General features: G+C 66.1%; 25 protein-coding genes. 7 read left to right on the top strand and 18 right to left on the bottom strand.

Going from position 1 to position 17,987, the window contains the following annotated elements; translation table 11 throughout:
• Nucleotides 1-2: 2 nt before the first annotated feature.
• From DN611_RS06725 to DN611_RS06660, 14 genes are all read right to left on the bottom strand, one after another.
• Entirely contained in the window at nt 3-566 is a 564-nt protein-coding gene (locus DN611_RS06725; protein ID WP_025545655.1) for a hypothetical protein, read from the bottom strand.
• An 839-nt stretch (nt 567-1,405) separates the two neighbouring features.
• The gene (locus DN611_RS06720) at nt 1,406-2,287 is read right to left on the bottom strand and encodes a polyprenyl synthetase family protein (RefSeq protein WP_119310945.1); all 882 of its coding nucleotides are present in this window, start codon (nt 2,285-2,287) and stop codon (nt 1,406-1,408) included.
• Nucleotides 2,284-2,523 (bottom strand): exodeoxyribonuclease VII small subunit, encoded by a 240-nt coding sequence (gene xseB / locus DN611_RS06715; RefSeq protein ID WP_021749003.1) that lies wholly within the window; start codon nt 2,521-2,523, stop codon nt 2,284-2,286. The genes DN611_RS06720 and xseB overlap by 4 nt, the downstream gene beginning before the upstream one ends.
• Entirely contained in the window at nt 2,520-3,737 is a 1,218-nt protein-coding gene (xseA, locus tag DN611_RS06710; RefSeq protein ID WP_119310944.1) for an exodeoxyribonuclease VII large subunit, read from the bottom strand. Before xseA ends, xseB begins: the two co-directional genes overlap by 4 nt.
• An 86-nt stretch (nt 3,738-3,823) precedes the next feature.
• Nucleotides 3,824-4,273, bottom strand: coding sequence for a transcription antitermination factor NusB (nusB, locus tag DN611_RS06705; RefSeq protein WP_021749005.1), 450 nt, complete (start codon nt 4,271-4,273; stop codon nt 3,824-3,826).
• 42 nt (nt 4,274-4,315) lie between these two features.
• The gene (locus DN611_RS06700) at nt 4,316-4,693 is read right to left on the bottom strand and encodes an Asp23/Gls24 family envelope stress response protein (protein WP_021749006.1); all 378 of its coding nucleotides are present in this window, start codon (nt 4,691-4,693) and stop codon (nt 4,316-4,318) included.
• Nucleotides 4,694-4,806: 113 nt separating this feature from the next.
• On the bottom strand, nt 4,807-5,370 hold the full coding sequence (locus DN611_RS06695; protein WP_119310943.1) for a SpoIIIAH-like family protein: 564 nt from the start codon (nt 5,368-5,370) through the stop codon (nt 4,807-4,809).
• A gap of 23 nt (nt 5,371-5,393) precedes the next feature.
• Complete coding sequence (locus DN611_RS06690; RefSeq protein WP_145985068.1) at nt 5,394-5,885, bottom strand: stage III sporulation protein AG; 492 nt, start codon at nt 5,883-5,885, stop codon at nt 5,394-5,396.
• A gap of 4 nt (nt 5,886-5,889) precedes the next feature.
• Complete coding sequence (locus DN611_RS16665; RefSeq protein WP_021749009.1) at nt 5,890-6,375, bottom strand: stage III sporulation protein AF; 486 nt, start codon at nt 6,373-6,375, stop codon at nt 5,890-5,892.
• A complete protein-coding gene (locus DN611_RS06680; protein WP_119310941.1) occupies nt 6,372-7,445 on the bottom strand; it encodes a stage III sporulation protein AE in 1,074 nt (357 codons plus the stop codon). The genes DN611_RS16665 and DN611_RS06680 overlap by 4 nt, the downstream gene beginning before the upstream one ends.
• Nucleotides 7,442-7,831, bottom strand: a complete 390-nt coding sequence (locus DN611_RS06675) for a SpoIIIAC/SpoIIIAD family protein (protein ID WP_021750249.1) — start codon at nt 7,829-7,831, stop codon at nt 7,442-7,444. The genes DN611_RS06680 and DN611_RS06675 overlap by 4 nt, the downstream gene beginning before the upstream one ends.
• 1 nt (nt 7,832) lies before the next feature.
• Nucleotides 7,833-8,027 (bottom strand): stage III sporulation protein AC, encoded by a 195-nt coding sequence (gene spoIIIAC / locus DN611_RS06670; protein ID WP_021750248.1) that lies wholly within the window; start codon nt 8,025-8,027, stop codon nt 7,833-7,835.
• A gap of 10 nt (nt 8,028-8,037) precedes the next feature.
• The gene (locus tag DN611_RS06665) at nt 8,038-8,535 is read right to left on the bottom strand and encodes a stage III sporulation protein AB (protein ID WP_021750247.1); all 498 of its coding nucleotides are present in this window, start codon (nt 8,533-8,535) and stop codon (nt 8,038-8,040) included.
• Nucleotides 8,529-9,437, bottom strand: a complete 909-nt coding sequence (locus DN611_RS06660) for an ATPase, T2SS/T4P/T4SS family (protein WP_021751893.1) — start codon at nt 9,435-9,437, stop codon at nt 8,529-8,531. The genes DN611_RS06665 and DN611_RS06660 overlap by 7 nt, the downstream gene beginning before the upstream one ends.
• 200 nt (nt 9,438-9,637) lie before the next feature.
• Here DN611_RS06660 and DN611_RS06655 point away from each other — a divergent pair, with 200 nt between their 5' ends.
• From DN611_RS06655 to DN611_RS06635, 5 genes are read left to right on the top strand one after another with little or no spacing between them, the layout of a single operon-like run.
• Nucleotides 9,638-9,841: a helix-turn-helix transcriptional regulator gene (locus DN611_RS06655; RefSeq protein ID WP_025545063.1), complete on the top strand. Its 204-nt coding sequence runs from the start codon at nt 9,638-9,640 to the stop codon at nt 9,839-9,841.
• Nucleotides 9,838-10,269 carry a hypothetical protein gene (locus DN611_RS06650; RefSeq protein ID WP_025545064.1) on the top strand — a complete coding sequence of 144 codons (432 nt, stop codon included), beginning with the start codon at nt 9,838-9,840 and terminating at the stop codon, nt 10,267-10,269. Before DN611_RS06655 ends, DN611_RS06650 begins: the two co-directional genes overlap by 4 nt.
• Nucleotides 10,270-10,281: 12 nt before the next feature.
• Nucleotides 10,282-10,698, top strand: a complete 417-nt coding sequence (locus DN611_RS06645; RefSeq protein WP_119310940.1) for a hypothetical protein — start codon at nt 10,282-10,284, stop codon at nt 10,696-10,698.
• Between the two features lie 14 nt (nt 10,699-10,712).
• Nucleotides 10,713-11,135, top strand: coding sequence for a hypothetical protein (locus tag DN611_RS06640; RefSeq protein ID WP_119310939.1), 423 nt, complete (start codon nt 10,713-10,715; stop codon nt 11,133-11,135).
• A gap of 13 nt (nt 11,136-11,148) precedes the next feature.
• Nucleotides 11,149-11,559, top strand: coding sequence for a hypothetical protein (locus DN611_RS06635; protein ID WP_021751895.1), 411 nt, complete (start codon nt 11,149-11,151; stop codon nt 11,557-11,559).
• A 46-nt stretch (nt 11,560-11,605) separates the two neighbouring features.
• On the opposite strand, the gene DN611_RS06630 is transcribed toward DN611_RS06635, so the two are convergent.
• A complete protein-coding gene (locus DN611_RS06630) occupies nt 11,606-12,436 on the bottom strand; it encodes a hypothetical protein (RefSeq protein ID WP_021750239.1) in 831 nt (276 codons plus the stop codon).
• A 166-nt stretch (nt 12,437-12,602) separates the two neighbouring features.
• Here DN611_RS06630 and DN611_RS06625 point away from each other — a divergent pair, with 166 nt between their 5' ends.
• Nucleotides 12,603-13,142 carry a DUF4364 family protein gene (locus DN611_RS06625; RefSeq protein WP_119310938.1) on the top strand — a complete coding sequence of 180 codons (540 nt, stop codon included), beginning with the start codon at nt 12,603-12,605 and terminating at the stop codon, nt 13,140-13,142.
• A gap of 90 nt (nt 13,143-13,232) precedes the next feature.
• Nucleotides 13,233-13,499 (top strand): hypothetical protein, encoded by a 267-nt coding sequence (locus tag DN611_RS06620; RefSeq protein WP_119310937.1) that lies wholly within the window; start codon nt 13,233-13,235, stop codon nt 13,497-13,499.
• A 41-nt stretch (nt 13,500-13,540) separates the two neighbouring features.
• Here the strand turns inward: DN611_RS06620 and DN611_RS06615 are convergent, their stop codons facing one another.
• The 3 genes from DN611_RS06615 to DN611_RS06605 are packed head-to-tail and all read right to left on the bottom strand — an operon-like array spanning nt 13,541 to nt 17,953.
• Nucleotides 13,541-17,026, bottom strand: coding sequence for a DNA polymerase III subunit alpha (locus tag DN611_RS06615; RefSeq protein ID WP_119310936.1), 3,486 nt, complete (start codon nt 17,024-17,026; stop codon nt 13,541-13,543).
• Between the two features lie 52 nt (nt 17,027-17,078).
• Nucleotides 17,079-17,507, bottom strand: coding sequence for a DUF3788 domain-containing protein (locus tag DN611_RS06610; protein ID WP_021750234.1), 429 nt, complete (start codon nt 17,505-17,507; stop codon nt 17,079-17,081).
• Nucleotides 17,504-17,953: a C-GCAxxG-C-C family protein gene (locus DN611_RS06605; RefSeq protein WP_021750233.1), complete on the bottom strand. Its 450-nt coding sequence runs from the start codon at nt 17,951-17,953 to the stop codon at nt 17,504-17,506. The genes DN611_RS06610 and DN611_RS06605 overlap by 4 nt, the downstream gene beginning before the upstream one ends.
• Between the last annotated feature and the right edge of the window lie 34 nt (nt 17,954-17,987).

Here is a 17,987-nt window from a genome sequence, read left to right as displayed (position 1 = left end):
TCTCAGCGGTGGAACAGGTGCAGAAACCTTCCCACCCAGTAGACCACGCTGGTGCTTTTGTTCAGGGCCACCGTCTTGCCCAGGGCCTTGCCGCCGATGGTGAGGCCGGACACCAGGGCCGTCACCGCCACGCTCAACAGCACGCTCTCCGGCAGGGCAAAGGCCGTCTGGAGCCGCACCACGATCACGGCGGTGGTGGTCCCGCTGACGATGCCGCAGATGTCCCCCACCACGTCGTTGCAGACGCTGGACACCCGCCCGGCGTTCCGCAGCAGGACCAGCGCCTCCTTGGCGCCGGGCTCCTTGTGGGCGGCCATGGAGTGAAAGGGCCTGGGGTCCGCCGCCGTGACCGCCACGCCGATGATGTCGAACAGGATGCCCAGGCCGATGAACACCGCCAGCACCAGCGCGGCAGCCGCCGCGCCCGCGCCGCTGAGACTGGTCTCCGACGCAAGGCTCAATGCCGCAGACAGGACGATGGCAAGAAAAAAGACCTGCACGGCCCACCGGTAGGGGCCCGGCCTCTCCCGCTCCCGTCCGCGCTTTCGCTTTGGGGTATCGCTCAAAAAAAGTCCCTCCACTTGGGAATGAATTCCAGTTGGCTAAGTCGGCGGCGGCGGAAAAGGTAAATCTTACGGCTTAGGTACGGGTTGGATTTCCCCGCGGCACACCTCTCGTTGCCGATGGAGGCGGTTCCCCCTTCGGTGCCGCGGCACAGTGTCGCCAGCCATGCCACCCGATCGCCACTTAGTCCGCACTGCAATCCCTTTTCAGCCCGGTCAGGACAGCCTAGGTGATTTCCACCCCAGTCGATCCGTCCCTTTAGCCTCTTTTGCAAACCGGGTTTCAGGGGGCGATCAAACGGGCCCTCTGGCCAGAGGGCCCCGCCTGTTGTTCCCCCATCCACCCGCCTCACGCAAGGCAGGCTACGTCTGCACACAGCGTTACGGCCCCGCAGGGCCGATGCACCGCGCTGCAGGTTCATCAGCTGCTTCGTACGCGGCCCGGAATACCACACTGGGAGTACGTCCGCGCACAAGAACAGGTCTCCACGGAAACAGGGTCGTCATCACCATGCCATTGGAAAGCGCCCTGAGTCCGCAAGCGCAGGCAAAGCCAGGCTTCCCCCCAGCACCCACCCGAAACTGGGCGTATCAAGCAGGCACCAGAGGTTTCATCGGTGTGCCCTTCAGAGGATTTTTAGCCCCTCCTTCGGAGACGGATGATCTGACTAGAATACTGCGCCGCCGCTTAGCGCCATACAGTATATCACAAATCTAATAAATATACAACATATTCCGTATATGCGTCCGTAAATTTTTTGTGACCGGCCGGGCTGTCCTCCCGATGCGGACAGTCCCCGGCGCCGGACAGAAAAGAGGCCGCCGTCCGGCGGCCCCGCTCTTCACTTGTTCCGCTCCGCCAGGGAGTCCGCCAGGGCGGCCAGGAAGCCGTCCGTGTCCCAGTCCGCCACCGCGGCCTTGGCCGCCTCCGTATGGGCGCGGACCGCCCGGCCGCAGCCCTCCAGCCCCAGCAGGTCCATGAAGGTGACCTTCCCCTCCTCTTTGTCGGAACCGATGGGCTTGCCGAACTCCGCCGCGTCGCCGCACACGTCCAGCATGTCGTCCCGGATCTGGAAGGCCAGCCCCAGCTCCTGGGCGTACGTTTCGGCGGCGGCCATCAGCCCGCCGCTTCCGCCCGCCGCGGCCACGCCCAGACGGCAGGCCCCGGCGATCATGGCCCCGGTCTTGAGCCGGTGGACCTCCGTCACCTCCGCCTCGGTCTTCGGGGCGTGGAGGGTGTCCAGCACCTGGCCCGCCACCATGCCGTCCGCGCCGGAGACCTCCGCCAGGATGCGGCCGCAGGCGGCCCGGCGGCTCTCGTCCAGCCCCGGCGCCGTCAGGATCAGGCGGTAGGCCTCCGGCTGGAGGGCGTCCCCCGCCAGCACGGCCAGCGTCTCGCCGTAGACCTTGTGGTTGGTGGGCTTGCCCCGGCGCAGGTCGTCGTTGTCCATGCAGGGCAGGTCGTCGTGGATCAGGGAGTAGGTGTGGACCAGCTCCAGGGCGCAGGCCATGGGCAGGGCCGTCTTCCAGTCCGCAAGGCCCGCCAGCCGGGCAAACTCCAGGGCCAGCACCGGCCGGATGCGCTTGCCCCCCGCCAGCAGGCTGTACCGCATGGACTCATACAGGTCCCGCCAGTCCGGCCTCCCGGCAAAGAGGGTCTCCAGATACGACTCCACCGCCGTGCGGTAGGTCTCATACCGGGTCTGAAACACCTGTTCGCTCATCCCTGCTCCTCCTCCCCGAAGGGCAGCTCCACCGGCGCGCCGTCAGGTCCCTTCATCAGCTTGACCACCTTCTGCTCCGCCGCGTCCAGCTCCTGGGAGCAGGCGGCAATCAGCTTCGTCCCCTCCTCAAACAACGCCAGAGAGTCCGCCAGGGGGGCATCCCCCTTCTCCAGTGCCGCCACGATCTCCTCCAGCCGGGCGATCTCCTGCTCGAACGTCTGTTTCTTCGCGCTCATGGCTGTTCCTCCTTCGTATAGGGCTTGTCCACCACGGCGGTGAAGCCGCCCTCTCCCAACGTGACGGACACCCGGCTGCCCGGCGCCGTCTCCCGCCAGCTTTTCAAGATCTTCCCTTGCTCATCCCGGGCCACGGCGTAGCCCCGGCCCAGCACCGCCAGTGGGCTCATGGCGTCCAGCGACGCCGCCAGGGCCGCGAATTTCTGCCGGTGCCGCCCCAGCACCGCGCCGGTCACGTCCCCCAGCCGCTGCTGTAAGTGGTCCAGGTCCAGCCGCTTGTCCTGGACGTAGGCCATTCCGTCCGTCATCACCCGCTTGGCCGCCAGGGCGGTGAGCCGCTGCCGGGCGGTCTCCAGCCGCGCCGTCTCGCTTCTCGCCATCCGCTCCCCTGCGCCCCGGAGCCACCGCAGCAGCTCCACCTGGTCCGGCACGGCGATCTCCGCCGCGTTGGAGGGGGTGGACGCCCGCGCATCCGCCACAAAGTCGGCGATGGTCACGTCCGGCTCGTGGCCCACGGCGGAGATGATGGGCGTCTCACAGTCGTAGATGGCCCGGGCCACCCGCTCGTCGTTGAAGGCCCACAGGTCCTCCATGGACCCGCCGCCCCGGCCGGTGATGATGACGTCCCCGATCTTCCACCTGTCCGCGTACCGGATGGCCCCCACGATCTCCGGCGGGGCCTCGGCCCCCTGGACCCGCACCGGCAGCAGGATCACCCTGGCGATGGGATACCGGCGGCGGAGGATGCGGATCATGTCGTGGACCGCCGCCCCGGCGCCGGAGGTGACGATGGCGATTTTCTCCGGATAGGGCGGCAGGGGCTTTTTGTGGGCAGGGTCAAAGAGGCCCTCCTTCCACAGCTTTTCTTTTAACTGCTGGAAGGCCACCGCCAGGTCCCCCACCCCCTCCGGGATCAGGGAGTCGCAGTAGAGCTGATAGGCCCCGTCCCGGGGGAACACGGTGATGCGGCCGGAGGCCACGGCCTTCATGCCGTTCTCCGGCCGGAACCGGAGGCGGGAGGCCTGTCCCCGGAACATGACGCACCGGAGGGCCCCCTCCTGATCTTTCAGGGTGAAATAGTGGTGGCCGGAGGGGTAGATCTTGTAGTTGGACAACTCTCCCCGGACGGCGACGCCCTGTAAAGCCGGGGCACTGTCCAGCAGGCCCTTCACCAGCTGATTCACCTCTGTGACACCATAGATATGTGGTTCCATACGCGTTTGCTCCTTGGTCCCTGCGGGCAGAAAACGAGGAGCCGGACGGCGGCGTCACGCCCCCGTCCCGCTCCGCAGGACTGCCCTTATTCCGCTGTCTCCCGGCGCACGAAGGTGCCCAGGATGCCGTTGATGAACTTCACCGTCTCCGGCGTCTCATACTTCTTGGCGATCTCCACCGCCTCGTTGATGGAGGCGCCGTGGGGGATGTCCGGCATGTACAAAATCTCATACATGGCCACCCGCATGATGGCGGAGGCCACCAGGGGGATCCGGGCAAAATTCCACCCCTTGGCGTATTTGGCGATATACCCGTCCAGCTCCGGAGCGTGGTCGGCCACGCCCCGCACCAGGCGGCGGATGTAGTCCGCCTGCTTGGCGTTGGGCGTCTCCTGATACAGCGGGTCCTCCTCCGCCAGGGCGGCGAAGGACTCCGGTGTCAAGCGCTCGTCCAGCAGCTCCTCCACCGGCTTGTCGGTGAAGCTCAGCTCGTAGGACAGATGAATGGCGATCTCTCGCGCGGTGTTCCGTACCATAACCTCAACTACGTCCTTTTCTCTCTCATTCCCATCCGGGACTCAGGCCAGCGTCACGCCGCCCACGTGGATGTTGACCGCCTCCACAGAGCAGCCGGTCATGGCCTCCACCGCGCCGATGACGGCCTTTTGGGCATTTTCCGCCACCGTGGGGATGGGGTGGCCGTACTCCACCGTCAGATAGATGTCCAGCACCAGGGCGGCGCCGGTCATGTCGATCTTCACACCCTTGGCGCCCTTCTGGGCGTTCTTCTTGTTGTGGACCAGGTCCGTGACGCTGCCGCCCATGGCAGTCACCATGCCGGACACGCCCTCCACATCCCGGACGGCGCCCACGGCGATGGCGGCAATCACTTCCTCGGAAATGTTGATGCTCCCGTTCTCCTCCGGCAGCGTCATATACTCTTTGCTCTCGCCCATCGTAAGCCTCTCCTCACTGTTTGATCCTTGGTAGAGGCGGGGGTCGCCCGCCGCGTCCCAGAAGAATGGTTCCAGGGTGTTATTTTACCATGTTTCCCGGGAAAATACAACAGCTAATTTGAGGCCATGATCTTGATGCCGCTGGCTGGGTATCCGGTCTCCGTCATGGCGATGTCGGTGATCTTGGCCACGTCCTCGGCCGTCAGCTCGCCGGTGCCGGTGTCCACCACCACGCTGATGCTGTCCTCCCCCATGAAGGCCACGCAGTCGGTATAGCCCTTGGCGGTCACCAGGTTTTCGATCTGGGCCTCCTTCATGGTGTAGCCCGCCAGCACCTGGATGCCCTCCGACGCCTCGTTGGCCACCGCCGCGTCGGCCCCGGACTGGTCCGCCGCCTCCTGCAGCAGGGAGATGGCGTTGTCCCTGGCCTGCTGGCGGGTCAGCCGGGCGGAGGCGAAGTAGTCCCCGCCGGTGTAGACCGCCTCCTCATCCGTCCCGGCCTCGCCGCCGTCCTCCTCACCGCTGACCAGCGTGGCTTCCCCCAGGATCTTGGTGCCGGTCTCCTCCACGGCGTCCGCCGCCTGCTCGCCGGTGTACTTCCAGTTCAGGGCCACTGCTGCGCACACCAGCAGCACCATCGTGGCCACCACGGTATTCCGCTTCCATCTCGCGCTCATGGGCTGTCTCCTCCTCCAAATCATCACTGCGATTTTGCCACGGTGATGCGGTCTGCGGAAAGGCCGGTCAGGGCCGCCACCGCCTCCGTCACCGCCAGCTTCACGTCCGCCCGGTCCCCGCCCTGGCACACCACCAGGGCCCCCCGATAAGTGGGATACACCGTCCGGGTCACCACCGGCGCCTCGGCGCTCCCGTCGTCCACCAGCACGGTCTGGGAGGAACGGGAGTAGTCCTCCGGCGCCGCGGTGGAGCCGCTGTAAGAGAGCTCCGAGTCCTGTGCCAGCTGCCGCTCGCCGTCCGATTCCACGGTCAGCAGCACCTGCACCTCCCCCACGCCCTGGATGCGGCCCAGAATGTCCTCCATCTCCTGCTGGAGCTCCGCCTCCACCAGGGCGGCCGCCTGGGGCGAGGCGCGCTCCGCCGTCTTCCCGTCCCCGCCGGGCCACAGCAGCAGCACGGCTCCCGCCAGCGCCACCAGCGCCACGAATTTGTACTTGTCCCATATCCTTCGCACTCCTTCAGTTTTCTGCTTCCCGCTCATGCCAAACCTGCCTCTCCGCCGGGATGCCCAGTTCCGTCTCCAGCGCCGACGCCAGCGCCTGCGACCAGCTGCCCGTCAGCTCCGCGGACCAGGGCACCGGGATGCCGTTTCCCTCCGTCCGCGTCTCCACCCGGACGGTCACCTCCAGCCCCAGCTCGCCCGCTTTGTCCAATATATATGCTTCTGTCTGCTCCGCTATGATAGAAGCCATGGCCTCGGTCTGTGTGTCGGCCAGCTCCTCCTGCCGTTCCTCCACCGCCGCCTGGTAGTGATCGAAATCCAGCTCCAGATGCTCCAGGTCTGCCCCCAGCACCGGCCGCAGCAGCACCAGCAGCAGGATGAGCCCGCCGGTGAAGCCCGCCGCCTTCCGCACGGTGCCCGGCGGGATCAGGCTCTGGGCCGCCGACAGCAGCACAGACACCAGTACCACAGAGGTCAGCCACGCCCGCACCGCCTCCATCATGGCATCACCGCCCCCACGGAGGCCAGCACGGAGATGAGCAGCAGCAGCGCGCAGCCGCCGGTCATGCCCAGGATCAGGCCGAAGGCGCCTCCCAGCCCGTCGATGAGCTTGCACAGCCCCGGCGCCCCCACCACGGAGGCCAGATACGCCGTCAGCTTGTACAGCAGGTACTGGACCCCCAGCTGCAGGAAAGGATAGGCGCAGGCCGCCAGGATGGCCAGCATCCCGAAGACGCCGATGGTGTTCTTCAGCATCCCGGCCCCGGCCAGCACCGTCTCCGACGCGTCGGCGATGATGCCCCCCACCACCGGCACCACGCCGGAGATGGCGGCCTTTGCCACCTTCACCGTGGCGCTGTCGGCGGAGCCGGAGATGATCCGCACGATGGAGAGGTAGATGGTGAACACCAGCAGCGCCGTGGTGAGGATCCAGGTCACCAGCTTTTTCAGCGCCTCGGCAATGGCCCCCAGCCGGTTTTCCGGCAGGCAGGCCGCCGCCGTCAGCAATCCGATGTACAGGTACACCAGCGGCAGCAGCAGCTGCCGGATCAGCCGCAGCAGCAGATCCACGAAGAACACCGTGGACACCTGCTGCACCGTGGCGGTGGTGACGGCCCCGCTGGCCGCCGTGGCCGCCGCCAGGGTGGGCAGCAGCGCCTGGGAGAAGTCCGCCAGCTCCCCGATGGTCCGGCTGCCCAGCCCCATCAGGGAGTCCAGGCTCCCGGCGGAGGCCAGGGTGATGGACAGCGCCCCCGCCATGGGCAGGAACGCCGCCCCCTTCCCCCCGGTCCCCTGGGCGAAGCCCTCCACCACGCCGCACAGCACCACCACCAGCAGCACCGCCGCCGCGCCCCGGGTCCGCTCCCGGACCACGTCCCCCACCTGGTCCGCCAGCCGGTCTAAAATGTTCCCCACCCCCTGGGCAAAGCCTGTCCCGCCGGAGAGGTCCCCGTCCGTGAGATCCTCCGCCGCCTCCGGGGCGGCCCGCTCCAGCTCCACCGGCAGGTCCGCCGCCGCGGCGGAGGTGGTCAGCGCCAGCACCAGCGCCGTCAAACAGATCCACCATTTCATCCCATCAGCTCCAACAGCATGTCCAGCACCGCCCGCAGCAGCGGCAGGGCCGCCAGCAGGGCGCAGAGGGTCCCCGCCGTCTCCACCACGGAGGCCAGGGCGCTCTCCCCCGCGTCCCGGCAGAGGTTGCCTCCCACCTGCACCACCAGGGCGATGCCGATGGTCTTGTACAGGGGCACAAACAGGTCCGCGGACACGCCGCTGGCCGACCCCAGCTCCCCCAGGAAGGCCAGCAGCTCCTTCACCACGCCCGCCAGGGCCAGGGCCACCACCACGGCGGCCCCCACCGCCAGCAGCAGCGCCGTCTCCGGACTGCCCCGCTTCACCACCAGGGCCAGCAGCGCCCCCACCACGCACAGCCCCGTCACCTGGATGACCTGCTCCATGTCAGAAATCGAACAGGGACTTGATGAGGTCGAACAGGTCGCTGATCTCCCGGACCATCAGCATCAGCACGCACACCAGCCCTGCCAGCACCACCATCAGCCCCTGCTCCTCCCGGCCCGAGCGGATCAGCAGCTGGTTCAGCACCGCCACCAGGATGCCGATGGCGGCGATCTTGAAAATCAAATCCACTTCCATGCGTCTATCCTCAAATCAGTAAAATCACCAGCAGCGCCGCGCTGGAAAGCCACAGCGCCGCGGACCGCTTCTCCGTCTCCTGCCTGTGGTCCCGGGCCGCCGCCAGGTTTTTTTCCAGGATCTTTCCGGCAAGGGTCAATGCTTTACATACGCTCTCCTCATCCCCCTGGAGGGAATCTCCCAGGGCGGTCAGGGCGGTCCGGCTCTCTGGACCGAGGGGCAGCGCCTCCGCGGCGGACCGCCAGCTCTGCCCCAGGGGCGCGCCCCGCGCCAGCGACGCCGCCACCGATGTACAAAAGTCCCGGACAGGTCCCGTCCGGTCCCGGCCCAGGGACCCCAGCAGCCGGGGCAGGCTGGTCCGGCGGAGCCGGATCTCCTCCCCCATGCGGTCCAGCAGGGCGGTCAGGTCCGCCAGCGTGTCCAACTCCCGCCTGCGCTCCGCCGCCGACCGCCGCCAGGCCCAGGTCCCGGCCCCCAGGATACACACCGCGCCCACCAGCTTCACCATGGCAGTTCCTCCACTTCGTATGTCCTTCCGGCCTCATCCCGGCGGATGCGCACCGCCAGCCGGAACACCTTCTCCGCCAGCAGCTGCCGGTACAGCGGCCGCTGGGTCAGCTCTGCGGCATCGGCGGCGTGGATGGTGGCCAGCAGCCCCACGCCGCACCCGGCGGCCTGCATGGCGGCCCGGAGGTCCGCCTCCGCCGTGATCTCGTCCACGGCGATGACCTGGGGGTTCATGGCCCGCAGGGCCATGGGGATGCCCAGGGCCTTGGGGCAGGCGTCCAGCACGTCCGTCCGGGGCCCCACGTCCATCTGGGGCCTCCCCCGGACCATCACTGCCACCTCCCCCCGCTCATCGATAAGGGAGACCCGCAGACCCGGCCTGCCGGTGCCGCCGGAGGAGAGGCACCGCACCAGATCCCGCAGCAGCGTGGTCTTGCCGCCGCCGGGGGGCGACAGCAGCAGGGTGTTCTGATACCGCCCGTCCCGAAACAGCCGGGGCGCCACCGCCTCCCCGATCCCCCTCTGCTCCCGGGCGATGCGGACAGCGGCGGAGGACAGGTCCCGCAGGGCGGTGCTCTCCCCGTCCTTCATCACCGCCGTGCCGCACAGCCCCACCCGGAAGCCGCCCCGCACGGAGAGATACCCCTCCCGCAGGGTCTCCTCCGCCGCATAGCGGGAGTAGTCGGTGGCAAGGTCGCAGAGAGTCTCCAGATCCTCCGGCGTCACGGCGGCCCCCAGGGACCGCTCCCCCTCCGGCAGCAGCACCGCCAGCGGCTGCCCCGCCCGGAGGCGGAACTCCTCCGCCATCTGCCGGACCTCCGGCGGCTGGGCCAGAGCCTGTTCCCGCAGGCGGCCCGGCAGCACCCGGGCCGCCTCCTCATAGCGGCGTTCTTCCTCCTTCACGGGCCGCGCCCCCTTTCGTAACACGCTATACTCTATGAGGGGTTGTCCCCGGATATGACTCCCTCAGCGGAAAAATGGGACAAGCCCGGAAAAATGGAAAGCGTACTTGACATGGTACCGGAAGTGTGCTAAGTTGAAGACGGAAAGCAAACTTTCCATCCGTCAGAAGCGGATGGGGCGTATGAAAGGGGGAATCGCCCTTGAAAAACCGCCTGGAGGCGCTGCGCAAGGCCAGGGGGATCAAGCAGGAGGAGCTGGCGGAGGCGCTGGAGGTGTCCCGCCAGACCATCGGGTCGTTGGAAAACGGGCGGTACAACCCCTCCATCCTGCTGGCCTTCAAGCTGGCCCGGTACTTCGGCACCACCATTGAGGACATTTTCATCTATGAGGAGGATGGCACATGAAGAAGCAGGTCATATTGATGTCCCTGGCAATCGCGGGGCTGCTCTGCTGCATCCCGATGTTCGTCCTGAATGCGCCGGGTGCGCCCGGTCTCTCCGGCGGCGCGGCCTCCCTGCTGGGTATGGCCGGGGCGGTGCTGTTCGGCACCTGCGCCGGGACGTTGCTCCAGCTGAAACGGCTCTCCCGGGACCCGGACTACCGGCAGAGGCAGAAGGCCCAATGCGACGAGCGGAACCAGGCCATCCGGGACCGGGCCGGCTGCATCGCCGGATTTTGGACCGTCGGACTGCTGGTGGTCTCCGGCCTGATTTTCCAGAGCTTTGAACGGTTCGGCATTCCCGACTGGGTGGGCTGGGTGTTCATCGGCATCTATCTGTTTTACACTTTGGCGTTCCTGGGGCTTTACAAATGGCTCCAGCGGAAGATGTGAGGAGGCGCTGTCATGAAGCGGAACACACGCTGGTATCTCTCGGCCGCCGCGGCGGGGGCGCTGCTAGCGGGGGCCGCCCTCTGGGCGGCGCGGACGTTTCCCGCCGCTCCCGCCGCTGTGCCGGGGTTTTTTGGCCTTGCAGGCGGCCTCCTGTTCTTCTGCGCCATGGCGGAGCTGCTGTCCACCCGAGACCTGGACCCCGCCCGGCGGGAGCGGGACCGGGAGGACCACGACGAGCGGGGCGCCATGATCCGGGCCATGGCCAGGGCCCGGGCCGGGGACGTGCTGCTGTGGCTGCTGCTGTTCGGCGCTGCCTACCTGTACTTCTTCGGCGTGCCCAAGTGGGTCAACATCACCCTGCTGGGCCTGGCCTGCGTAAAACTGCTTCTGGACTGGATGTTCACCGTCTGGTACCGCCGTCAGTATTGAAGGAGGGACTCTGTATGAACCGCACACAAAAAAAGCGCCTGTTCCAGGGACTTCTGGCCATGGGCATCGTCCTGCTGGTCCTGTCCCTGCTGCTGGACGGCCGGGTGCCCGATTCCCTGGGCGGGATGCTCTGCGGCATAGGCTCCGGCCTGCTGGCCATGGCGGGGTCCACCCTGCTGAACCTCCGCCACGAGGCGAAGCACCCGGAGATGGCCCGGCAGCACGACATCGAACAAAAAGACGAGCGGAATGTGGCTATCCGGAACCGGGCCAAGGCCGTGTCCGGCGAGGTCCTCCAGTGGAACGTTCTGGCGGCGGCATGGCTCTCCATCGGCCTGGATGCGCCCCTGTGGGTCCCCCTGGCTGCCACCGGTGTCTTCGTAGCCAAATCCGTGCTGGAGCTGTATCTCATGATCCGCTACGAGCGGGAGATGTAAGGGGTGCGCCGGGATGAAAAAGCGCTGGTATCTGCTGTTGATCGCGGCGGGGCTTCTGCTGTGCGCGGTCCCGCTCCAATTCCCCCAGCATCTCCCCAAGCCCGTCTTTGCTCTGCTGGCTGCGGGTGGGTCCGTACTGGTGGGCGGTTCCCTCGGCTCCCTGCTGTGTCGGGTCATTCGGATTCGCGACCCGGTACTCGTTCAGGCTTACAAAGAACAGCACGACGAGCGGAACACCATGATCTGCGAAAAGGCGGCGGCCCGGGCCGCCCGGGTCATGCAGGGCGCGGTCCTGTATTTCGGCGCGGCCTATGCCCGCTTTCTGGAGCTGCCCATGTGGATCACCTGGGGGCTGGTTGGGTTCTGCCTCGCCTGGGGGCTTCTGGAATGGGGCCTCACCCTCTGGTACCGGCACAGGATGTAGCAAAACAGGACCCCGGCAAGCAGCCGGGGTCCTGTTGGTCTGCCGCTCACTTGCAGCAGCTCTTGATGTCGTCGCAGCTCTCCGGCCGCTTGACGGTGTTGGGCGGGAAGAACTCGCCCACCGGGAAGGAGATGTTCCGGAACAGAGCGCAGGGGTCCTCGCAGCCGTCGCCGCAGGCGCACTCCTTGTCGGGCATACAGTAGTCGTAGACGGGCACCAGCAGCTGGGTGTCCCGCTCCAGCCGGACGATGGAGAACTGGCCCAGGGTCACATAGATCCGTCGGCTGTCGTCCCCGCTGGACAGCTCCCCGCCGAAGCAGTCGCCCACGAAGGTGGGGATTTCACACAGGTCGCAGTCGCAGTCCCGCTTGCAGCAGCAGTCCATGATGCGGGCGTCCAGCACGATGGGGTCCACGGCCTCCACCACGGCGATGGGCGTGTTGGACCGCTGCATCATCTGGGGATCCGGCTCTCCGGCCCGCATCTCGGAGGAGAAGATCTTGGCGTTCCCCTCGCTGCCGAACAGGATGGCCCGCTTGTCAAAGACGCACAGGCCCTCCACCGTCACCGGCACCGGGCAGCTGAGATAGGCCTGGAGCGTCACATGGTAGAAGAAGCGCATATCCACGGTGTAGAAGCCCCGGTTGAAGCTGACGGGCTCCACATCCACATAGACGTACAGCAGCTTGGCGCTGCCGCCCTTCACGGACAGGGCGCGGTTGATGATGTCCACACACTGCAGCTTGGGGTAAAACCGCAGGTCCTCGATGCAGTCCTTATCGCGGCAGGAATCAAAAATCTTCCTGGTATGGATGCAAACCGCCTCCCGGATGCCGCAGGAGTCCTCCACGGGACCGGGCATAACTTTCTCGGGCATTGCAATACCTCCTAATAAGTAGCTGGATGAAAGAGAAGCTCTTTCAATCCAGTGTATGCGCCCGGCTCCCATTGGTGCGGCGGCGGGGAAATTCGGACTATACAAACCCGGCGGTCCTGCGGTATAATACAATTGTATCCAATCCCATTCCAAGGAGGTGACGCGGATGCCCGGCTTTATCCATGACAAGCTGGAGATCAAGTTTCTGATTCTGTATATCACCGCCCGGGTGATCGAGCCAATTCCCTTTGATACCGTGTGGGATCTGGCCATGTGCGACGAGGGCGTGGACTATTTCGACTTTGCCGAGTGCCTCTCCGATCTGGTGCGGACTGAGCATCTGACGCTGTCTGCGGACGGGCTGTACGCCATCACCGACAAGGGCCTGCGGAACAGCCGGATCTGCGAGTCCAGCCTCCCCTACTCCGTGCGGCTGCGGTGCGACAAGAACCTGGCGGCCTGCAACCGCCACCTGCGGCGCAAGAGCCAGGTGAAGGCCTCCACGGAGAAGCGGCCCAACGGCACCTACACGGTGCGGCTGGAGCTGTCGGACGACATGGGCAGCGTGATGGACCTGCGGCTGGCCATCCCCCGGGAGGACATGGCCGCCATGCTGACGGAGCGGTTCCAGAAATCCCCGGAGCGGCTGTATGGCGAGATCATGCGGACCCTGATGTCCTCCGAGCCGGAGGACGAGGCCCCGTAAGGAGGGGCGGCGAGGGGGCTCCTTCTCCTGGCCGCCGGGTCCCCGCTCCACGGCCTGTCGGCCCGTTTTGGGAGATAAGGAGGGATTCTCTTGCTTCAGATTGTATGGAACTGGATGCTCGTCGCGGTCTTCCCCCTTCTGGCCGGTCTGCTGTTCCGCTGGCTGCTGCGCCGCTGGCGGCGCGGCTGGCTGCTGACAGCGGGAGCGGCAGCTTTGGCCCTGATCCTTTTCCTCTGGGCCAGCACAATCCCCATCCCCGGCAGTGAAGGGCCGGGACTCCGGGCCATCCAGGCCGCCTGCCTGACCCTGGGCGCCGGGGTTGTGGAGCTGGTCTTGAAGCTAAAACGGCGCTTGTGAATGAAAAACGCCCGTGTCCTTTTGGACACGGGCGTTCCGTTCTATTTCACCACCACATTGGCCTCTCCCAACGTCTCCCGGGCCTCCTGCAGCAGGGCCTCGTGGAGGCTTGCATGGGTGCCGTAGACCTTGCGGGTGTCCGCCATCACCATCTTCACAGCGGCGTTGCCGGGAAACATCTGGAACACCAGCTTCATGTGACGCACGCTGGGGTGGTCCAGGCTGGGGAACTTCAGGTACAGCACCTGATCCGGCGCTTTCGCGGCCTGCCCTTCCGCCGCCGGAGCGCCTGCGGCAGAGAGCGGATACGCGCTGTCGCAGAGGATCTGGGGCGCTTTCTCCTCCCGGACGGAGAGCCGCCCCTTCACCACCACTGCCTGGTTCTCCTTCAGGTACGGCCCGCAGGACTCCAGCACCCGGGCGAAGCACAGCAGCTCGATGGAGGCGGTGTCGTCCTCCACCGTCACATAGGCCATCAGGGAGTTGTTGCGGGTGGTCTTCGTCTTGCTGGAGGTGACGATGCCGCAGATGGTGATCCGCTGGTCGTCGGCGAACCGTGTGGGGCCGCCCTCCTGGGCGAAGTCCCCCAGAATGGAGCCGATAGTGGGCGCCCCCAGCCGCCGCACCGCCTCCCGGTACTGGTCCATGGGGTGGCCGGAGAGATAGAGGCCCGTGGTCTCCTTCTCCATCAGCATCCGTTCCTCGGGGGTGTACTCGTCGATGTCCGGCAAGGGGATTTCCTTCACATTCTTTCTCCCGCCGCTGCCGCCGTCCGCCAGGGAGAAGAAATCCATCTGCCCCTCCAAGTTCTGGCGGCGGCTGTCCGCCACCGCGTCCATGACGGACTCGTACACCTGGATCAGCTGGGACCGCCTGGCCCCCAGGGCATCGAAGGCGCCGGAGCGGATCAGGTTCTCCACCGCCCGCTTGTTGATGTCGCTGCCCGCCATTCGGTCGCAGAAGTCGTAGAGGGACGTGAAGGGCGCCTGCTCCCGCTCCCGCATCACCGCCTGGATAAAGCCCCGGCCGATGTTCTTGATGGCCACCAGCCCGAAGCGGATGCCCCCCTCCTCCACAGTAAAGCGGTCGGCGGAGCGGTTGATGTCCGGCGGCAGCAGGGCGATGCCGCAGTCCCGGCACTCGCTGATGTAGCCCGCCACCTTGTCGGAGTTGTCCAGCACGCTGGTCAGCAGCGCCGCCATGTACTCCCGGGTGTAGTGGCACTTGAACCAGGCGGTCTGATAGGCCACCACCGCGTAGGACACGGCGTGGGCCTTGTTGAACGCGTAGTTGGCAAAGTCGTAGATATCCTGATAGATGGCCTGGGCCGTCTCCTCCGGGATGCCGTTTGCCACGCAGCCCGCAATGTTCCGCTCCGGATCGCCGTGGAGGAATGCCTCCCGCTCCTTCTCGATCTGGGCGGCCTTTTTCTTGGAGATGGCCCGGCGCACCATGTCCGCCTGCCCCAGAGAGTATCCCGCCAGCTGCTGGAAGATCTGGATCACCTGCTCCTGGTAGACGATGCACCCGTAGGTGACGGAGAGGATCGGCTCCAGGGACGGGTGGAGGTACTTGATCTTGCTGGAGTCATGCTTGCAGGCGATGAACCGGGGGATGGAGTCCATGGGGCCGGGGCGGTAGAGCGCGATGATGGCGGTGATGTCCTCGATGTTCTGGGGCCGCAGGCCCACGCACACGCCGGTCATGCCCGCGGACTCCATCTGGAACACGCCGGAGGTCTTGCCGGCAGAGATCATCTCAAAGGTCTCCGGGTCGTCCTCCGGGATGTCCGAGAGCTTGAAGTCCGGCAGGCGCTCCTGGACCATCTTCACCGCGTCATCCAGCACCGTCAGGTTCCGCAGCCCCAGGAAGTCCATCTTCAGGAGGCCCAACTCCTCCAGGGTGGTCATGACGTACTGGCACACCACGGCGTCGTCGTTCTTCGCCAGGGGCACGTACTCGTACACCGGCCGCTTGGTGATGACCACGCCGGCGGCGTGGGTGGAGGCGTGGCGGGGCATCCCCTCCAGGGCCTTGGCGGTGTCGATGAGCTTTTTCACCTGCTCATCGGTCTCGTACTGCTCCCGCAGGGGCTTGGACAGGCGCAGGGCGTCGTCCAGGGTGATGTGGAGGGCGCCGGGCCCGGCGGGCACCTGCTTGGCGATCACGTCCACGTCGGCATAGGGCATGTTCATCACCCGGCCCACGTCCCGGATCACGCCCCGGGCGGCCATGGTGCCGAAGGTGACGATCTGGGCCACGTGGTCATCCCCGTACTTCCGGCGGACGTAGTCCACCACCTCGCCCCGGCGGGTGTCGCCGAAGTCCATGTCGATATCCGGCATGCTGACCCGCTCCGGGTTCAGGAACCGCTCGAAGTACAGGTTGTACTTCATGGGGTCGATGTCCGTGATGTGGAGGCAGTAGCTGACCATGCTGCCCGCGGCGCTGCCCCGGCCGGGACCCACGGGGATGCCTGCGCTTCTGGCATAGCGGACGAAGTCGGAGACGATCAGGAAGTAGTCGGTGAAGCCCATCTTCTCGATCATGTCCTGCTCGTACCGGAGCTGGTCCCGGTACTGGTCGTCCGTTCCATACCGCTCCCGATAGCCCTCGTCGCAGAGCTTTTTCAGATAGGAGAAGCTGTCGTACCCCTCCGGCAGCCGGAATTCCGGCAGGTGGTACTTGCCGAAGGAAAAGTCCAGATTGCACATGTCGGCGATCTTCGACGTGTTCTCCAGCGCGCCCTCGTAGCCCGCGAACAGGGCCGCCATCTCCTCCTCGCTGCGGAGGTAGAAGTTCCGGGGCTCATAGCGCATCCGGTTCTCGTCGTCGATGGTCTTGCCGGTCTGGATGCACAGCAGTACATCGTGGGCCTCCGCGTCCTCCTTCCGGAGGTAGTGCGCGTCGTTGGTGCACACCATAGGCAGCCCCGTCTCCCGGTGGATGCGGAGGATGCCCTGGTTCACGATGGCCTGGTCCCGGATGCCGTGGTCCTGGAGCTCCAGATAGAAACGGTCCGGGCCGAAGATGTGGGAGAGCTCCAGGGCATAGGCCTTGGCGTTCTCGTACTCCCCGTTCCGCAGCCGCCGGGGGATCTCCCCGGCGAGGCAGGCCGACAGGGCGATCAGTCCCCCGCTGTACTGCCGCAGCAGCTCCAGGTCGATCCGGGGCTTGATATAGAAGCCCTCTGTCCAGCCCATGGACACCAGGTAGGACAGGTTCCGGTAGCCCTCCTCGTTCTCGCAGAGCAGCACCAGATGGCGGCTCTCCGCGTCCAGCTCGTGGACCTTGTCGAACCGGGTCCGGCCCTGGGGGGTGACGTACACCTCGCAGCCGATGATAGGCTTGACCCCCTCCGCCTTGCAGGCGCGGTAAAAGTCCACGGCACCGTACATGACGCCGTGGTCCGTGACAGCGCAGGCGGTCTGGCCCATGGCCTTCACGATGCCGGGCAGGTCCCGGATGCGGCAGGCGCCGTCCAATAAGCTGAATTCCGTATGAACGTGGAGATGGACAAAAGACATAGCATGTTCCTTTCCAAAATCGCACGCGCCGTCCTTGCAAAGGGCGGGGTGCTCACTCTGCGGGCTTGACCCGCACGGCCAGCAGAGCTTTCACATCCTCCAGCATCTCCGGTGACGTGATGTCCAGCATGAGCCAGCGGCCCATTTTGGATGCAGCGGACCGATGGTAGACCGCCTGTGTCTCTGCCGTGCAGGTGAGCAGGACCATCTGGGCGGCCTCCTCATCCTTGGGCGCGACAGAAACCATGGCCGTCACAAACCCAGGCCGCAGGTAGACCGTGCAGAGAGACTTGCTGCCCCTGCGGAACTTCACATTCCATCCCGGCTCCAGACCGCACCGGCTGTACTCCAGCCGCGGTCCCGCCCCATAGGCCGCCGCCAGATACGCGCGCAGCTGCGGCCAAAGGGGCGTATGCGCATAGGCGTCGATTTCCTCCAGCGTGGGCCGCGCAGCCTCTGAATACAGCTCTGCCCAGGTCATGCGGGCTCCTCCTGCAGCATCTGCTCCAGGATCTCCACAGCCGTGACGATCATGTTGTCGCAGTGGGCGGTGACTCCCAGCCGCTGGGAGGCCGGGTTCCTCTCTGTGACGCCGGGCCGGGCCCGCAGCAGGTCTCCGCACCGGGTCAGGCCGAACACCTCCTGGAACCGGCGGCGGAACTCCTTGGCCTGGGCGTAGAGGCGCACCTTTCCGGCCCTGTCCTCTCCGTCCGTATGGGGGTGCAGCAGACTCAGCACCAGCACGCCGCCGCTGACGGCGCCGCACAGCTCCTCATGGCTGCCGCCCACGCCGCCGCCGAAGCCGCCCATGGCGGCCATCAGCTGCTCCGGCGCCGTGCCCGTCAGGTCCGCAAAGGCCCCGGCCACAGACTGGGCACAGTTATACCCCTGTTTGTGATATGCATAGGCTGCCGCACAGCGATCCATTGTATATTCCTCCAACTTTTCTTTGATAAATTGT

Source organism: Oscillibacter sp. PEA192 (assembly GCF_003574015.1).
Classification (GTDB): Bacteria; Bacillota; Clostridia; order Oscillospirales; family Oscillospiraceae; genus Oscillibacter; species Oscillibacter welbionis.
Note: the sequence above shows the minus strand (reverse complement) of the source record. Positions and strands in the feature narration are given on the sequence as shown.

Excerpts from the sequence above, each read along its gene's own strand:
- DN611_RS06720 (WP_119310945.1), bottom strand. The coding sequence starts at position 2,287 with ATGAGCGAACAGGTGTTTCAGACCCGGTATGAGACCTACCGCACGGCG.
- xseB (WP_021749003.1), bottom strand. The coding sequence starts at position 2,523 with ATGAGCGCGAAGAAACAGACGTTCGAGCAGGAGATCGCCCGGCTGGAG.
- xseA (WP_119310944.1), bottom strand. The coding sequence starts at position 3,737 with ATGGAACCACATATCTATGGTGTCACAGAGGTGAATCAGCTGGTGAAG.
- nusB (WP_021749005.1), bottom strand. The coding sequence starts at position 4,273 with ATGGTACGGAACACCGCGCGAGAGATCGCCATTCATCTGTCCTACGAG.
- DN611_RS06700 (WP_021749006.1), bottom strand. The coding sequence starts at position 4,693 with ATGGGCGAGAGCAAAGAGTATATGACGCTGCCGGAGGAGAACGGGAGC.
- DN611_RS06695 (WP_119310943.1), bottom strand. The coding sequence starts at position 5,370 with ATGAGCGCGAGATGGAAGCGGAATACCGTGGTGGCCACGATGGTGCTG.
- DN611_RS16665 (WP_021749009.1), bottom strand. The coding sequence starts at position 6,375 with ATGATGGAGGCGGTGCGGGCGTGGCTGACCTCTGTGGTACTGGTGTCT.
- DN611_RS06680 (WP_119310941.1), bottom strand. The coding sequence starts at position 7,445 with ATGAAATGGTGGATCTGTTTGACGGCGCTGGTGCTGGCGCTGACCACC.
- DN611_RS06675 (WP_021750249.1), bottom strand. The coding sequence starts at position 7,831 with ATGGAGCAGGTCATCCAGGTGACGGGGCTGTGCGTGGTGGGGGCGCTG.
- spoIIIAC (WP_021750248.1), bottom strand. The coding sequence starts at position 8,027 with ATGGAAGTGGATTTGATTTTCAAGATCGCCGCCATCGGCATCCTGGTG.
- DN611_RS06665 (WP_021750247.1), bottom strand. The coding sequence starts at position 8,535 with ATGGTGAAGCTGGTGGGCGCGGTGTGTATCCTGGGGGCCGGGACCTGG.
- DN611_RS06650 (WP_025545064.1), top strand. The coding sequence starts at position 9,838 with ATGAAGAAGCAGGTCATATTGATGTCCCTGGCAATCGCGGGGCTGCTC.
- DN611_RS06645 (WP_119310940.1), top strand. The coding sequence starts at position 10,282 with ATGAAGCGGAACACACGCTGGTATCTCTCGGCCGCCGCGGCGGGGGCG.
- DN611_RS06640 (WP_119310939.1), top strand. The coding sequence starts at position 10,713 with ATGAACCGCACACAAAAAAAGCGCCTGTTCCAGGGACTTCTGGCCATG.
- DN611_RS06635 (WP_021751895.1), top strand. The coding sequence starts at position 11,149 with ATGAAAAAGCGCTGGTATCTGCTGTTGATCGCGGCGGGGCTTCTGCTG.
- DN611_RS06630 (WP_021750239.1), bottom strand. The coding sequence starts at position 12,436 with ATGCCCGAGAAAGTTATGCCCGGTCCCGTGGAGGACTCCTGCGGCATC.
- DN611_RS06625 (WP_119310938.1), top strand. The coding sequence starts at position 12,603 with ATGCCCGGCTTTATCCATGACAAGCTGGAGATCAAGTTTCTGATTCTG.
- DN611_RS06615 (WP_119310936.1), bottom strand. The coding sequence starts at position 17,026 with ATGTCTTTTGTCCATCTCCACGTTCATACGGAATTCAGCTTATTGGAC.
- DN611_RS06610 (WP_021750234.1), bottom strand. The coding sequence starts at position 17,507 with ATGACCTGGGCAGAGCTGTATTCAGAGGCTGCGCGGCCCACGCTGGAG.
- DN611_RS06605 (WP_021750233.1), bottom strand. The coding sequence starts at position 17,953 with ATGGATCGCTGTGCGGCAGCCTATGCATATCACAAACAGGGGTATAAC.